The sequence below is a fragment of the Lysinibacillus xylanilyticus genome (genome assembly GCF_001183605.1).
Lineage (GTDB): Bacteria > Bacillota > Bacilli > Bacillales_A > Planococcaceae > Lysinibacillus > Lysinibacillus xylanilyticus.
In genome coordinates, this window is sequence record NZ_LFXJ01000006.1 from 148,307 (window position 1) to 165,922 (window position 17,616).

At 36.9% G+C, this 17,616-nt stretch carries 8 protein-coding genes and 2 pseudogenes; 8 read left to right on the forward strand and 2 right to left on the reverse strand.

Annotation, left to right across the window (positions count from 1 at the left end):
• Positions 1–8 precede the first annotated feature (8 nt).
• The 3 genes and pseudogenes from ACZ11_RS14805 to ACZ11_RS14810 form a co-directional block, all read left to right on the forward strand.
• A pseudogene (locus ACZ11_RS14805) lies at positions 9–2,894 on the forward strand (collagenase); the annotation flags it as partial.
• A gap of 12 nt (positions 2,895–2,906) precedes the next feature.
• Positions 2,907–3,239, forward strand: a pseudogene (locus tag ACZ11_RS27615) (PPC domain-containing protein); the annotation flags it as partial.
• A gap of 142 nt (positions 3,240–3,381) precedes the next feature.
• Positions 3,382–5,475, forward strand: coding sequence for a beta-propeller domain-containing protein (locus tag ACZ11_RS14810; protein WP_049667322.1), 2,094 nt, complete (start codon positions 3,382–3,384; stop codon positions 5,473–5,475).
• A gap of 824 nt (positions 5,476–6,299) precedes the next feature.
• Here the strand turns inward: ACZ11_RS14810 and ACZ11_RS14815 are convergent.
• Positions 6,300–7,706 carry a polysaccharide deacetylase family protein gene (locus ACZ11_RS14815; protein ID WP_049667323.1) on the reverse strand — a complete coding sequence of 469 codons (1,407 nt, stop codon included), beginning with the start codon at positions 7,704–7,706 and terminating at the stop codon, positions 6,300–6,302.
• Positions 7,707–7,970: 264 nt separating this feature from the next.
• On the opposite strand from ACZ11_RS14815, the gene ACZ11_RS14820 reads away from it, so the two are divergent.
• The gene (locus ACZ11_RS14820) at positions 7,971–8,723 is read left to right on the forward strand and encodes a threonine/serine exporter family protein (RefSeq protein WP_049667324.1); all 753 of its coding nucleotides are present in this window, start codon (positions 7,971–7,973) and stop codon (positions 8,721–8,723) included.
• A gap of 12 nt (positions 8,724–8,735) precedes the next feature.
• Positions 8,736–9,203, forward strand: coding sequence for a threonine/serine exporter family protein (locus tag ACZ11_RS14825; RefSeq protein WP_049667325.1), 468 nt, complete (start codon positions 8,736–8,738; stop codon positions 9,201–9,203).
• A gap of 94 nt (positions 9,204–9,297) precedes the next feature.
• On the opposite strand, the gene ACZ11_RS14830 is transcribed toward ACZ11_RS14825, so the two are convergent.
• On the reverse strand, positions 9,298–11,319 hold the full coding sequence (locus tag ACZ11_RS14830) for a GGDEF domain-containing phosphodiesterase (RefSeq protein ID WP_049667326.1): 2,022 nt from the start codon (positions 11,317–11,319) through the stop codon (positions 9,298–9,300).
• Between the two features lie 920 nt (positions 11,320–12,239).
• Here ACZ11_RS14830 and ACZ11_RS14835 point away from each other — a divergent pair.
• The 3 genes from ACZ11_RS14835 (at position 12,240) to ACZ11_RS14845 (ending at position 17,090) form a co-directional block, all read left to right on the forward strand.
• Complete coding sequence (locus ACZ11_RS14835; RefSeq protein ID WP_049667327.1) at positions 12,240–13,961, forward strand: ABC transporter ATP-binding protein; 1,722 nt, start codon at positions 12,240–12,242, stop codon at positions 13,959–13,961.
• Entirely contained in the window at positions 13,961–15,793 is a 1,833-nt protein-coding gene (locus ACZ11_RS14840; RefSeq protein WP_049667328.1) for an ABC transporter ATP-binding protein, read from the forward strand. The genes ACZ11_RS14835 and ACZ11_RS14840 overlap by 1 nt, the downstream gene beginning before the upstream one ends.
• Positions 15,794–16,220: 427 nt before the next feature.
• Positions 16,221–17,090: a GNAT family N-acetyltransferase gene (locus tag ACZ11_RS14845; RefSeq protein WP_236690882.1), complete on the forward strand. Its 870-nt coding sequence runs from the start codon at positions 16,221–16,223 to the stop codon at positions 17,088–17,090.
• The last annotated feature ends 526 nt before the right edge of the window (positions 17,091–17,616 follow it).

A 17,616-nucleotide genomic window follows, 5' to 3' on the forward strand; every position in this document is an offset into this window, starting at 1 on the left:
GATTTGTTATGAAGAAAAAGTTAAAACTCAATCAAGTGTTAATTGGAGTAAGTACAATGGCACTTTCTTTTGGAGCGTTACAAGCAGAGGCATCAGCAGCAGAAAAAACGCCTTATAATGTATTACAGATGAAGCCTGTTGGCATAGTGAATTCGAATGATGAGGTTACACATTCTACAAAGGCTGATGAAACATTATCATTTGAAAAACGTTTGGAAATGGGAGATTTTTCGGAACACCCAACTCCAACTATAAAACTTGCTGAAACGAAGCAATTGCAGCAACAGTACTCGATGGCGGAGCTTAATAGGATGAACGATAGTGAGTTAATTAATACACTAGGAAATATTCGCTGGGATCAAATTACAGACTTATTCCAATTCAATGAGGACTCAAAAGCTTTCTATCAAAATAAAGAACGTATGCAAGTTATTATCGATGAATTAGGGAAAAGAGGAAGTTCTTTTACGAAAGATGATTCAAAGGGTATTGATACATTTGTTGAACTATTGCGTTCTGCTTTTTATGTAGGATTTTATAATAACGAACTAGGTTATTTAAACGAGAGAAGTTTTCATGATAGATGTTTACCAGCATTAAAGGAAATAGCTAATAATCCGAACTTTAAACTTGGTACAGATGAGCAAGATAAAGTGGTATCCGCCTATGGGAAATTAATAGGTAATGCTTCTAGTGATGCTGAAACAGTTCAAAATGCTACGAAGATTTTAAAACAGTATAATGAAAATATCTCTACATATGAACGCGAGTATTCAAAAGGACAAGCTATATATGATTTGATGCATGGGATAGATTTTGACTTGCAGTCGTATTTGAATGATGCACGTAAAGAAGCTAATACGTCGATATGGTATGGAAAGATTGATAGTTTCATAGATGAAGTGAATAACATTGCTCTTATACATAATGTGACGGATGACAATAGTTGGTTAATCAATAATGGCATTTATTATGCAGGGCGTTTAGGAAAATTCCATAGTAATCCGAATAAAGGTTTAGAAGTTGTTACACAAGCGATGCATATGTATCCATATTTAAGTGAAGCCTATTTTGTAGCGGTAGAGCAACTTACTACAAATTATGGTGGAAAAGATTATAGTGGAAATACAGTAGATTTACAAAAAATGCGTGAAGAGGGTAAGAAGCAGTATTTACCGAAAACATATTCTTTTGATAATGGATCGATTGTCTTTAAGACGGGAGATCAAGTAACAGAAGATAAAATTCAAAGATTATACTGGGCTGCAAAAGAAGTAAAAGCACAATATCACCGTGTAATTGGTAATGATAAGCCATTAGAACCAGGTAACCCTGACGATGTATTAACAGTTGTCATTTATAACTCTCCAGATCAATATCTATTAAACCGTCAATTGTATGGATATGAAACAAATAATGGTGGTATTTATATTGAAGAGACTGGAACGTTCTTTACATATGAACGTACACCAGAGCAAAGTATTTATAGTTTAGAAGAGTTGTTCCGCCATGAATTCACTCATTATTTACAAGCAAGATTCGAGGTTCCTGGACTATTCGGAAGAGGAGATATGTACCAAAATGAGCGACTTACATGGTTCCAGGAAGGAAATGCAGAATTCTTTGCCGGATCAACCCGTACAAATGATGTTGTTCCACGTAAGAGTATTATTAGTGGATTAGCAGATGATCCATCACAACGCTATACAGCTGAACAAACAATGTTTGCAAAATATGGATCATGGGATTTTTATAACTATTCGTTTGCACTACAGTCTTATATGTATAATCATCAATTTGATACATTTGATAGAATTCAAGATTTAATTCGTGCGAACGATGTGAAAAACTATGATGCGTATCGCGACACTTTAAGTAAAGATCCACAACTGAATACGGACTACGAAGCCTATATGCAGCAATTGATTGATAATCAAGATAAGTACGAGGTGCCACAAGTATCAGAAGATTATTTAGTGGAACATACACCAAAAGCGTTAAACGAAGTGGAGCAGGAAATTGCTGATGTTGCAAACGTAAAAGATGTAAAAATGACAAAACATAAGTCTCAATTTTTTAATACATTTACACTCGAAGGTACGTATGTAGGTAGTGAAACAAAAGGTGAATCTCAAGATTGGAAAACGATGAGTAAGCAAGTGAACCAAGTACTAGAGGAACTGTCGCAAAAAGAGTGGAGCGGCTATAAAACAGTGACAGCGTATTTCGTAAACTACCGTGTGAATGCAGCAAACCAGTTTGAATATGATATTGTTTTCCACGGTGTTGCGACGGATGAAGGAGATCATCAAGCACCTATTGTAAATATAAATGGTCCGTATGCTGGAATCGAAAATGAAGAAATCCAGTTCAAGAGCGATGGTTCAAAAGATACGAATGGAGAAATAGTTTCTTACCTTTGGGATTTTGGTGATGGACAAACAAGTGAAGAGGCAAACCCTACTCATGTATACGGAAAAGAAGGCACATATAATGTGACATTAACAGTGAAAAATGATAAGGGTATAGAAAGTAAAGATCATGCAATTGTAACTGTTCGGAAGGGAACACAAACAGAGAATAATCATCCAGAAGAAGCGAATATCATTCCATTTAATACTCCACAAAAAGGCAGTTTGAATGATAAGAATGATACGGATGTATACACATTCGATGTTACGTCTCCAGAAGAAATAGATATTTCTGTTTTAAATGAAAATCAAATTGGCATGACATGGGTGCTTTATCATGAGTCTGATATGCAAAATTACGTATCCTATGGACAGGAAGATGAAAATAATATAAAAGGTAAACTAACTGCAGAACCAGGAAAGTATTATTTATACATTTATAAATTTGATAATGAAAACGGGACATATACAGTAAATGTACAAAATGAAGTAAAAACAGATATTGAACCAAATAATAATCCAGAAGAAGCGAATATCATTCCATTTAATATGCCCCTAAAAGGTAGCTTGATGGATGGTGATCATACGGATGTATACACATTCGATGTTACGTCTCCAAAAGAAATAGATATTTCTGTGGTAAATGAAAATCAAATTGGCATGACATGGGTGCTTCTTCATGAGTCTGATATGCAAAATTACGCATCATATGGGCAGGAAGATGGAAATGTTATAAAAGGTAAATTTACTGCGAAACCAGGAAAGTATTATTTATATATTTATAAATTTGATAATGAAAACGGGACATATACAGTAAAAGTACAATAACGTAAATAGAGCAGTAACTAACGTAACGAGAGGGATTCAGTTCCTCTCGTTATTTTAATGAGAAAAAAATTCTGAACAATGTAACTCTTTGGCTTTTTGGTAGTCTAATTAATAAACAAATTTATGAAAGGTAGGTAAATTGATGAAAAATAAATGGATAGCAATTTTACTCATTACCATACTAGCTATTTTGCCAGGGATTTTTATGTTGATGTCGGCCCCAAAAGTAGAGGCACAGACTGCCGGTGCGAGTATGACAACTCATAGCTGGCAAGTATCCTTTACTAAGACACTAAAAGAAAGCAAAATAACGGAAGATAATGTTTACGTAACAAATGGCAATGATCAAAAGGTAACAGCAGCAGTAAAATTGGGAGAAGATAAAAAGACAATTTTCGTAAGCGATTTAGCACCTGGAAGCTATAAATTACATGTGAATAAAGATGCGTTTGTACTAGGTGGACCTAAAACAACATCGCAAGTAATAGCGTTTACCATCATTGAAAAACTTGAAGCTGTAAAATCAGAAAAGGAACTACAACAATATTTCAAAACACTATTAGCTAATTCACGAAAAGAACATGGCTATGAAGCAACCGCAGAAATTGAAAAGAGCGAAGACAAAGCGAGTGCAGACAACTCCTCTACAACGAATAATCAAGTTGAAGGAGTGGAAGAAGGAGATATTGTTGTTGTCAAAGATGGCTTTATTTATTCTGTAAAAGATCATGGCATTACTGTAGTGGATGCTAAAGATCCGAAAAATTTAAAGCTAGCGACAACAATCAAGCTGAAGGAGTCACAATATATTTCGAAGCTAGCATTATATGATAATTTATTAATAGTAATTGGGGATAAATATTTAGAAAAAGTAGGCACAAGCATGTCGACAGCTACTTTGTATGATATTTCAAACCCAAAGAATCCGAAGCTCATACGTGAAGTGGGGCAAGAGGGGTATTTACAAGATATTCGAATTACAAATGACACATTATATTTAATCGGTAATATGTATCCGAATTACTGGATGCTTAGAGAGCAAAAAACGGTGGATTTAAAACCGAAAACATTTGATAGTGTAGAAGGGAAAGAATATAAGAGCTTACCTCTAGAGAAAATTTCTATTTTACCTAATACAATGGATGGAACATATAGCTTAATTACAGCATTGGATTTAAAAAATGGTGCAAAGACAACTGCGAATACTAAGGGATACTTAGGTGGTAGTAGCGGACTTTATATGTCAGAGAATGCACTTTATTTAACAACACCAATTTATGATGGATATTCAGTGCCTGCTACTAGTCGCGTTATGGATATGATCTGGATGCCAAGAACAACTGATACACAAATTTTTAAATGGAATATTGATGGGACTGCCATGAACTTTGTAGGTACTACGGAAGTAAAAGGATCCGTGTTAAATCAATACTCAATGGATGAATATGAAGGAAATTTCCGCATCGTTACAACTGAAGGAAATGCATGGGATGAACAACAAATATCACGAAATCACCTATTTATTTTAGATAAAAACTTACAACAGCTCGGTGCAGTAAAAAATTTAGCTCCTGGTGAAAAAGTGTACTCTGCACGCTTTATGGGCGAAAAAGCATATGTAGTAACATTCAAACAAGTGGATCCACTGTTTGTAATTGATGTAGCAAACCCGAAAAAGCCAACTGTTCTAGGTGAGCTAAAGATTCCGGGCTTTAGTAACTATTTACATCCATTAGATGATACACATTTAATCGGTATTGGCTATGATACCGAGCAACGCTATGATGAGTATTCAAAGCGTAATTTTACGGTTACAACTAATATGAAAATGTCATTGTTTGATGTTTCAGATTTCAAAAATCCAAAGGAACAATCAACAGTAAAAATAGGCGGAAAAGGCTCGTACTCCGAAGTTCAATACAATCCTAAAGCTCTATTCCGCAATAAGGAATACAATTACTTTGGTTTCCCAGTTGTCCTTTATGATGCAGGGAAGGGCGATGAAGTCGTCTACAAGGGTCAAGGCGCACAAATCTATGAAATCACTGCAAATAAAGGAATCGTACTAAAAGGAAATATTGTTAATAAAAGCACTGGCGATCAATACGAAAATTGGGAGCAGCGTGTACAACGAGTAGTCTATATAGATGACGCTCTTTACACAATAGCTAACAATGAAGTAAAGAGCTATCAACTAAAAGACTTCAAACCACTTGATACCTTAACAATTAAATAAGCAGAAAGTCCAATAAACTCAAGGTTTATTGGACTTTTTTGTGTTAAAAACCTATTATCTCAATGATTCTGCAAAACGAGAGGTTGATTTCCGTTCCGACTGGGCGCTTTCCTGGGGGCGTCCGCTGAGCCGCTTCACTCGCGATGCTCGCTCCAGGGTATCCGGCCACCAGATGTTTTTTGCGCGAAAGCGTAGTGCTAACGTAGCGGCAGCAGCACCGATGTTGGTCACGAAGGCGTTATCACAGGACGTGATGGTTTTAGCCTTCGTTCCTCTATTCGCTAATCCCCGAGGAGTCGCCCAGCCTCCACTCCAATCAACATATCCACATGACATACGTTTTACAAAATGTTATCCAACTTTTGAGTTTTATCGGAACACTTTTACGTTTTATCGCCTAGCCTTATTCCAATCAACCTTTTCACTTAGAACATATATTTTCTTTCATAAGCAACAATTGTTTTTTGTGCGAAAGCGGAGTGTCAGCAACAACAGATGTACAATCGCTTTCTCTGTTATAAGTCTATTCTGATCGATTATGGTGAGTAGCATATCTTTCACTTTTAACATTAAGTTAAATGTATCAAAGTACTACGTTATTGCTGATTGGAGTGGAAGGCTACTCGACTCCCGTGGGAAAGCGAGACAGACGAGACCCTGCACGGAGCGCAAGCGGAGGAAGCGGCTCGACGCTCGCCCACAGGAAAGCGAGTAGCCTGGAACGGAAATCACCCCCTTGTTTTGCAGAAGTTCATTGACACAATAGGTTTTCTGTAAAAAAGTCCAATAAACTCAATCTTGAGTTTATTGGACTTTTTCTTTGGTTATTTTTGACGATATGGAAGGATTTCTGATACTGTAACGAATTCATAGCCTTGCCCTTGTAAATAAGCAAGTACGGCATCAAGACCATCAGCAGTCGATTGATGAATATCATGCATTAAGACAATGGCGTTATTGTGTAAATTATTTTTGACATTAGGTAGTAACTGTTGCGCATTGCGATGTTTCCAATCTAATGTATCAATCGTCCACAAAACAACAGGAATTGGAATTTGAGCGTTAATAGCATCGTTTGTTGCTCCGTACGGTGGTCTAAATACAGTTGGCTTTTGATTAATGGCCTTCTCTATCTCCGCATCCGTAGATGTGTATTGATTTACTGCCGACTCTAGTGACAGTTTTGTTAATACAGGATGGTTCCATGAATGATTACCTATTTCATGTCCTCGTGCAAGTACGTCTCTTGCGATATCAGGATAATATTGTACACGACTACCAAGCATAAAGAAGGTAGCTTTCGCATGATATTTATCGAGCGTATTTAAAATCTGTTCTGTAACCTTTGGATGTGGGCCATCATCAAAGGTTAAGGCAATACGTTTTTTGTTTGGATCACCTGTAGTAATTGGCTTCGTCGGTTTTTCCATAGCAATCTGGAAATCAGAGGCTAACAACGGATTGATAAGTGATAGGGGAAGCTTCACAATTGGAGAACCAGCTGTTCCGCTAGCAATCTCATACTTATCAAAATAGAATTGTAACGAATCATCAACGATAGCAAATCGGTTGAAGTTAGACCACTTCGGTTCAGTTGATTTAATTAAATCTTCCTTGAAAAGCTCATCCTTTAACTTGAGGTTTTTTTGTAAGTCATTACGTACATGAGTAGCTAATGCCGATAAGTTGTTTTTATCGTTATTTAACAATGTTTCAATGGAAATTAGTGCACCAGTTTCATGATTGATGAAGAACGTTTTTGTTGAAACCTCGGGGTTGGCTCCGCCTGTATACAACATTTTTGTTAGCACAAAGGAATAGTAATGCTTTTGATATGGGAAAGTTTCCAAACTAATATTAAGCTCACCCATTACCTCTTTATCTTTATTTTCATTCATAGATGACAGATAGTTTTCTTTTGATTCCGTTATGTACTGTAATACAGCATCATTAAAAGCTTTATTATCTGTTTCTGGATAGTGAATAGCAAAAGGAGTTCGCTTGTCGTTGGAAACATCTGATACAATACGTATACCTGGAAACGCAGAGCTTTCTGTGGATAGATTACTCTTTATTGAATCTGAAGTTGTCTCTTTAGAGGCACTAATTTTTTGAAACTTAAAGTCATCCTTTGATAGGATAATGACTAAAATAATAGTTGTTAATGTAATGATGAGGCCAATTAATAGGAAATCAATCATTGGGCCCCGTTTTTTTCTGCGTTCCGGCATTTTGATGGATACGCTCCTTTCCTTATTTATTTTTCTATAAAATCAGACGTGTTAGTCATTGAAAAAGTTATACGAATCTATAAAGTTTTGCTATTAATTTATGGGAAAACCCATCTTCATGAATAAATTACCCATTTGCTTACCATTTCTAACTTATGAAAGCAAAATTACTTTGGTTAAAAGTTAAAAAATTTTTTTGTTGAGTTTTTATTTGCAGTTCGATACTATTGGCAAGGAACCTTTTAAAGGAGGCAGATAACTGTAATGGTTTTACATGAAGTGGATAATGAATTTACGATTGACTGTTTATTGCTTGCAGGTCGAATTATGATTGAAAGTGGTGCAGAAACATACCGTGTGGAGGATACAATGCTACGCATGGCACATTCTCAAAATATGCTGGATGCGCAATGTTATGCCACACCTACAGGAATCATTTTTTCGTTGGGCAAGACACAGCCAACGAGAATCAAATCAATTTCCAACAGGGTAACAGATTTACAAAAAATAGCCTTGGTAAATTCAGTATCTCGGAGACTCACATCTCACATGATAACATTAGAAGAAGCTTATGACGAGCTAAAGTCGATACAAAAAACAAATTATTTTTTACCAATATATATTCAAGTCATATCAGCAGCTCTTGCGAGTGGTTGTTTCCTTATAATGTTTAAGGGAGGATGGTCTGATTTCCTTTTTGCATGTTTAGCAGGGGGGTTAGGCTTCCTAGTGCTTTTATTGATAAATGACTTAACAAAAGTGAAATTTTTCTCTGAATTTACGGCTTCGTTAGTAGTAGGATATATTGCTGTCTTTTCAGTGAAATATGGCCATGGTGCGGAGATAGATAAAATTATTATTAGCTCCGTTATGCCACTGGTACCAGGTATTTTAATTACGAATGCAGTTCGGGATCTAATGGCAGGTCATTTTATTTCAGGGATGGCAAAGGGCGTAGAGGCCTTTTTAACAGCTTTTGCAATTGGTGCAGCTATTGCCGTCACTCTATCGTTTTAGGAGGCAGACGACATGGACTATATTGTACAGTTGATTCTTAGTTTTTTTGCGACTGCAGGTATTGCAGTTATTTTTAATGTACCTAGAAGAACCCTCATTTATTGTGGTTTTGTTGGGGTAGTAGGCTGGATGATTTACTTCATCCTAACTGAGCATGGCATGGATATAGTAAATGCCTCATTCTTTAGCTCTTTTATAATTGCTATCGTTTCCCATTTGTATGCTCGACGCTTCAAAATGCCAATGATTATTTTTATTGTCGGTGGTATTATCCCGTTAGTTCCGGGGGGCATGGCTTATAATGCAATGAGAAATGTTGTAGAGGATGATTATGTACAAGGGCTACAGTATGGATTAAAGGCATTTTTAATTACAGGTGCTATCGTTATAGGACTTGTATTTGCAGAGGTATTAATACAGCTTATTTTCCGTTCTGTTCGTACAGGTAAGGCGAGATTCCAAAAGGTCTACAAGAAATAAGACTCTACATCAAATGTAGGGGTTAGCACGGCGGATAGAACAATTATAAAGAAGGAGGTTACGTTCTTAAACGTAACCTCCTTTTTCAAATCAACTATTTAACTAGTAGTGCTTCAATGTCCTCTGCATGGATTGGTTTACTAATATAGTAACCTTGAATTGCATCACAGCCATAAGTAGTTAAAAGGTCTGCTTGTTCAGCAGTTTCGACACCTTCTGCTACAACTTTAAGTTCCATAGATTTTCCGAGTTGCACCATGCCGTGCATTAGCTTTTGAGTTTTTTCGGATTTTAATAAAGAACTTGTAAATGCTTTATCGATTTTTAATGTATCTATTGGTAGAATCTGCATATATCTAAATGAACCATATCCGGTACCGAAATCATCCAGTATAAAGGAAATACCTTCATTTTCAAGCTTACGCATTTGTTGTGTGATAAAGGTAGCAGCTTCTGCTTCTAGGGCGAATTTCTCTGTAATTTCGATTTGAATAAGGCTTGCAGGACAGCCGGTCTTTGCCAAAGTTCCAAGGATTGACTTTGCCATGTTTTTATCACGGAATTCGCGTACAGAAGAGTTAATGGATACTTTTAAATCTAGACCAGCTTTTTTCCAGATTAGTGCTTGTTCACAAGCTTTTTCTAGCATAAAGGAACCGATATTATTAATAAGACCAGTTTCCTCAGCAATTGGAATAAGCTCATCAGGTGAGACAACACCAATTACTTCATCTTCCCAACGAACTAGTGCTTCTACAGCTGTAATTTTACCTGTATTAACATCAATTTGCGGCTGATAGAGAACTTTTAGGTTTTTTTGATCAAGAGCCTGAAGTAAACGTTTTTCAATTAAGGATTTACGATTTAATGCTTTATGTGTTGCTTTGGATAGTGAGACGACTTTATCGCCACCTGCTTCACGGACAGTTGTAATAGTAGCAATGGATGCCTTCATTAGTTGGGAGAATGTAGTTTGATCCTCTGGATAACGTGTAATTCCGCCACTGATAGAAATAGGGACAGCAACATTACTGTTATAAATTGGATGTTGTTGTAAGTAAGACAGGAAGCCTTGAATAAACCATTCACTTAATGGTGTAATCACGACAAAATCATTTTCGTTAATACGCGCCATTGTGCTATCTTGGAAGTACATTTTTATACGATTTGTAAACTCTACAATAAGACTTTGATCGATATGCTGATCATGTAACTCTTTTAATGTATAAAATTTATCAATACTTAAATAGACAAAAGAAAAGTTTCTTTCATCCTCAATCATATTAGAAATCACTTTTTCGAGTCGATGTGCATTCATAAGACCTGTTTCTGTATCGATATAAGCGATTTTTTCAAGCTGATGTTGTATTGTCTTGGACTTGGTGATATCCTTTTCAATTAATAAAAATTGTTGCTCATTTGTTTCAAGGTTAAATGTTGGGATAGCAGTAAGTAGTACCCAATAAGGCTGACCTGTTTTTGTAACTTTTTCAATTTCACCTTGCCAAGTATGGCCATTGTTTAAATTACGCCAAATGGTATTTGTGATCTTTTCATTTTCTCTATTTTCAGGGAATAGCTGCCAAAACGTTTTTCCAATCACGCGTTTTGGTGTCCATTGACTCGTTTTTAGAAATTCATTATTACATTCTAAAATGAAGCCATCATGATCAAGTGTAACTGTCATAAATGTCGAGTCTAATCCCTGTTTTAAGTCTACGAGAGTGCTGCTACTTGAGACAGCATTAATCATTAACTCTGGTAGCATGAACATCATAAGAACGAAATGCTCCCCTTGTTCAGTAAATGGTTTAGCTAGTAGTGCTGTTGTAATTTCTTCATTTGTATACGTTTTCAGTTGAATTTGATTAATATACGTGCTGTCATTATTTTGCAAAATGGCTTGAAAGGTTTCTAATGAAAGCTGACGTAGTAAATTTTCATGAATGAATGAAGTGGTATGTTCTTTAATAGTAGTAGCTGAAAAATCAAATAGTTGTTCAGCAAGCTTTCCCAAATTTATAACTTGTCCATCTTGATTCATGACAATAGCAGGAAAAGGAAGTGAATTTAAATAATGTTCATCGATCGTAAATGATTTATGCATAAGACTCATGATTATTCGATCTCCTTGAGTAATCTATATATACTATTATTATAGTTAATTATCGGGAATTAGTCATTATGAATATGATTGTAAATATTTGATAATACGAGATTTTGGGACTTTTTTAGCGGGTAATAAGGAAAAAATTGAAGAATAATAACATTTTTTAGTATATATACAGGAAGTAAGAATTGTATGGAATGGTTGAAAGGAATAGTTTTTATCGTCTCCGGTGCGATTTTATGGGAGCGACTGACCTTTAATGGAGTAGATACTCAACCATACGCCATTGACAGTCTCCTTTATGTTTAACAATTCGTTTATCTGTCACAGGTATTATACTACTTACATATTTATCTTCATTTAGAAGAAGACTCCCACTAAAAGGGTGGTGAGACTCTCTTAGTTTAAAGAAACGGTCACCGAAATATCAAGTGTTAGGGATTATTGATACACTTTTAGGTTATTTTCTCCTACTAACGAACGCTTCATTTGAGGGTTTTCTAGTTAGTAGCAAAGCCTTATTGTGGGAGTAGCTGTTGGTCTCGCGTTTGCATTCTACACATTATGTCCTGCATGTTTAATGAAAGAATGGAGTGTACTACTTGTTGTCGGCTGAGGAATGCATATTGGGGGATTATCGTGTTGGCCTAACCCTCCGGCCGTATAATTGATGTAGCATGAAATACATCACAGCAGTTGAGACAAGTATCCTTTCTAGAATTGAACCTCTAACAGCAATGGTTATTTCAGTTATCATGTTTGGTACATCTAGGTTTTTGGTAATTAGCTGGTGTTTTCGTTATGCTTGTAGATGTAACATGGCTTTCTGTAGGTGGAGGAAAAGCATAAAAATACTATTTGTATAGGAGCTATTCACTATTTTTGAAATTTGTGGAACTCCTTTACTAAAAGCAAGGGGGAAGAATGTGAAAGAAATTTTTTCCTATGTAAAGCCTTATAAATGGACTGCATTTATTGCGTTTTGTTTAATGCTGTTGGAATTGTTTGTGGAGCTCGCTCAGCCACTTATCATGGCTAAAATCATAGATGATGGAGTACGAGCTCAAAATCAAGGGATGATTTGGCAATGGGGAATTGTTTTGCTTGGCTTATCTTTCGTAGCCTTTATAGCTGGTGTCGTAAATTCATATTTTTCATCGCATACAGCACAGAGTTTCTCCTATGATTTACGAAATGCATTGTTTGAAAAAATACAATCCCTTACATTAGCTACTTATCAGAAATTCTCAACAGCTTCTCTTATTACAAGGTTAACGAATGATGTGACGCAAGTTCAGACGGTACTGTTTATGAGTTTGCGTATTATGCTTCGTGCACCACTTGCCGTTGTTGGCAGCATCGTTATGGCCTTTGTTGTAAATGCTAAATTAGCGTTATTTTTAGTTATTGGCGCACCGATTATTTTGATTTTTCTTATTTTTATGGTGGCAAAAGGCGTGTCTTATTTTGGACTTGTGCAAAAGAGAGTGGATCGTTTGAATCGTGTACTACAGGAAAATTTACAGGCTATTCGATTAGTGAAGGCTTATTTACGCGGTGCATATGAAGCCTCTCGTTTTGATGAAGTTGCCTCACGCTTAAAAATAGATACTGTAAAGGCTTTACGCACAATGGAGTATATTATGCCTGTGCTGTTATTCATCATGAATATGAGTCTACTTGCAGTACTGTGGTTTGGGACAAAACAAATAGCTTCAGGTACAACACCGCTTGGAGATGTTGTTGCCATTGTCAATTATGCAATGCGTATGACAGGCTCGTTTTCGATGTTTGCCTTTATTATTATTTTTTATGCGCGTGCAAAAGCCTCTGCAGAGCGTATGGCAGAAGTCCTTTCAACTGAGGATGAGATTGAGCTACCATCATCTTCAGAGAAAACTTCTATAGGCTTGAATTTTGGAGAATTAGCTTTTGAGCATGTTAGCTTTACTTATCCTGGGGGAGACTCGCCTGTACTATCTGATGTAAGCTTTCGAGTGAGATCTGGTGAAAAGCTTGCCATTATGGGGGCAACAGGTGCAGGGAAATCAACACTGTTACAGCTTATTCCTCGTTTCTACGAAGTGACAGAAGGCAAAATAATAGTAGAGGGAAAAGATGTACAGCAATGGGATTTACAAGAACTGCGCGAAATCATCGGCTATGTTCCGCAACAATCTTTATTATTTACAGGAAGTATTGCTGATAATGTTCGTTGGGGCGATGCAGAGGCTGAAATGGATGCGGTGCTACAGGCTACGATGCAAGCGCAAATCCATGCTTCTGTGGAGGATTTCCCGAATGGTTACGAGTCAAAAGTCGGTCAGAAGGGTGTCAATCTTTCAGGCGGTCAAAAACAAAGACTATCGATTGCAAGAGCGTTATTAAGAAAAGGGCATATATTAATGCTTGATGATAGTACAAGTGCGCTTGACGTTAAGACGGAGCAGGCGTTATGGGAAGCTTTGAGTGAGGAACAAGCAACAATGCTAGTGGTCACTCAAAAAATTCGGACAGCTAAAGGTGCAAGTCGCATCTTACTCATTGATGCAGGAAAAGTGGTCGCGTACGGGACGCATGAAGAACTTTTGCAAACGTCAGTGCTTTATAAAAAAATCGCAATCTCTCAACAGGAGGTGGAGGGATAATGGGATTTTTCCAAAAGCCTTTTGGCTATGAGCCGATTTTGACGAAAGATGATGTGAAGCAAGTTGTTAAGAAAAAGAAGGGACCTCGTGCGACAGATTGGAAAAGTACACTACTACGTTTATGGAAGATAGTTGATGAACAACGTGTACTACTAATTATTGTGTTGTTACTTGTCTTGGCGAGTTCCATTTTATCTCTCCTCGGGCCGTATTTAATCGGTAAAATGATTGACATGTACGTAACTCATGGAGAGCTTGCAGGACTAGAGAAGGGGATTATGCTGTTAATCGGCATTTATGCGCTATTAGCAGTATCATTATTTTTGCAAAACTATTGGATGATTGGTGTTGCCCAACAAACCATTTATAGATTACGAACGAGTGTATTTGCTCATTTCCAAAGGCTGCCGATTGCCTTTTTTGATCGTCGTCAGCATGGAGAATTAATGAGTCGGATGACGAATGATATTGAAGCAGTTAGCTCAACATTAAATAGCTCCTTTATCCAAGTGTTCTCTAGTGTAATTACGCTTACAGGAACAGTGATCATCATGCTAAGTTTAAGCCCTTTACTTACGGTATTAACAATGACGATTATACCAATTATGTTTTGGGCAATGCGTTGGATCACCCGGAGAACAGCACCTTTGTTTAAAGAACAGCAGGCGGCTATAGGAGCTTTGAATGGCATGATTGAAGAAACGATATCGGGCCAGAGAATTGTGAAAGCTTTCTCACAAGAGGAACGCATGAAAGCGGAGTTTCGCGAAAAAAGTTTACGATTAAAAAGTACTGGCTTTTGGGCGCAAACATACTCTGGGTATATTCCAAAGGTCATGAACTTTTTAAACAATATGAGTTTTACGATTGTAGCTGGTATTGGCGGTGTACTTGCTTTTTATGGGCAAGTATCAATTGGAGTAATTGTTATTTTTACAGAATACGCAAGGCAATTTACACGACCATTAAATGATTTGGCCAATCAATTTAATACCGTGCTGTCAGCGATTGCTGGTGCTGAACGTGTATTTGCGTTACTGGATGAACAGCCTGAAGAGGAAGCTGCTTCAGCACAGAAGCATAAGCTATTAGGACAGGTGAGCTTTCAGCATGTGTACTTTAAATATGAGCAAGCAGAGAAAGCTTACACTTTGAAGGATATTAATTTTAACGTGGAGCCCGGACAAACGGTAGCACTTGTTGGGGCAACTGGAGCGGGGAAAACAACGATCTTGCAGCTTATTGCAAGATTTTATGAAGTGTCAAAGGGTGAGGTTTTATTTGATGGTGTAAACGTTCAGCGTATAGAACGACAAGCATTGCGCTCGCAAATGGCCTTTGTGTTACAGGATCCGTTTTTGTTTGAAGCATCTGTACGTGAAAATATTCGTTATGGTCGATTAGATGCTAGTGATGAAGAGATAGAGGAAGCGGCGAAGCGTGCAAATGCACATGACTTTATCATGACGCTAAAGGATGGCTATGACACAGTACTTGCCGCAGACGGCAGTGGAATTTCGCAAGGTCAAAAGCAGTTATTGTCAATAGCAAGAGCATTGATTGCTGACCCGAAAATTTTGTTGTTGGATGAGGCGACAAGTAGTATAGATACTGTTACTGAGCTTGCAATTCAAGAGGCTCTTGATGTTTTAATGCAGGGACGCACAAGCTTTGTTATTGCTCACCGTTTAAATACAGTGCACAATGCTGATATTGTGCTTGTTATGCATAAAGGTGAGTTAGTTGAAGCGGGACCCCAACAAAAGTTAATGGAATCCGGTGGCATCTACGCGCAGATGTTGCAATCTTCATCCCACCATCTTGATGAGTAGTGTGAAAGTAAAGATGTAGGTGTCGATCACATTCCTCAAATATAAGAAAGGGCGATTTCAAAATTATGAGATCGCTCTTTTTTAGTTGAAATATTGACTTTTATCTCATAATCTAAATGTAATTTATTTATAAAAATAGTATAATTATGGATAAAAATACAAATGGTAATAACTCTCTTAGATGAGGGAGCGACTCGACGTTCACCCACGGCGGAAAACGGGCCTTCAGATGATAGGGTTGTTTAAAGATCTATACCTTATTCTAGTGATTTTCAGTTTATGACTGTCAAAAATTATATAAAACTTTTTAATCTCACTATATTTGGAATAAAATTTTTAATAATTGCGAGAGACTAATATAATTTGTTGCCAGCTTATTTTCTTTCTTGCTACAATAGGGCAATAGTTTGATACAAGAACGGAGTAAATGATGAATATTTCTGTGATGACAGTGTCTTTTCCGTTAGATGGGGAAACACTAAATGAGTTAAAATTATTGTGTGAAGAAGCGACTACACATGATTATCGTGTGTATGAAACTGCTATGGGTTTGCCTATGGCGAGTTCCTTTGAATCGAAAGGCTTTATGGTACTTGCGTATGAAGATGACAAAGATGTATTAGTTGGTGCAGCTAGTGCAATAGATTTAATGGGCCTTCATACATATGAGTGGTCTTTAGTTGTAATACCTACGTACCGTCAAAAGGGAATTGGAACTGCTTTAATGGATGCTTTACAGACCGGCCTCGAAGAGCGTGGGGCAGAAGGTCAATTGGCGGTAGTGATAGATGGCTCACCTTTTGGAGACACATTTATTGAAAAGAAGGGCTTTACATATAGCTTTTCAGAAGCCACTTTAGAAACAAGAGCAGAGTCAGTTGAATTAAAGAATGATATCGAAATCATTCCTTATACAGGTGAACAGGCAGAGCTGATTGCTATTTATAGTGCAGCGTTTGGAGATCTACCTGAAGAGTCTGAGGAGCTAATCACTTTTAATACATCAACGAATGGACGAAAGTTGTGGGTAGCGCGGAAAGATGGAGAAATAGTTGGAACAGTAACGACTGCCCAGGAAAATGAAATTCAATGGGTTACAGCATTGGCAGTTCATCCAAACCGTGAGGGGCAAGGTGTAGGTACTGCGATGCTTTCATTTTCGAAAGATTATGCGAGCAAAATTGGAGCGAAATTCGTCATGCTAGATGTAGAAATTGACAATAAAAAGGCGCTTTCAGTTTATGAGAAGGCAGGCTTTATGAAGGCTCAGCAAATAGACTATTATGTAAAACAATAGGTGAAGAGTGAGGAGTATGCGCTTTATGCATCGCTCCTCACTTTTTTGTTCGGCATGAAGCCCAAACACCAGAGATAAGGAAGCGGAGAATTTTCAGCTGGAGATAGACGAACTACATAAGGGTGGGTAAGTCCTTTCTTTCAAAGGGAACATCATTTGACTCCATAATATAGGGTTGAAAATAATTTCATAGTGATCCAAATAAGAAGTTTATCAAATACGGATAACAATATAACATTAAATAACTTTAGATTGTGAGTCTAATATTAAATTGTTTTCTTAATAATATAGGAAGCTTCTCAATGAATTGAAAAACTATGGATTTTTTTCAGGAAAAGTGTTGACCTTTTTAAATTAAGAGTGTAGTATTATACAAGTCGTTAAGACAGCTACTGAAAAACAACGAAGTTAAATTAAATAAAAAAGTTGTTGACACAGAGTTCGCGACATGATATTATATAAAAGTTGCTACTGAGAAAGCGGCGACAAAATGAACCTTGAAAACTGAACAAGCAAAACGTAATCA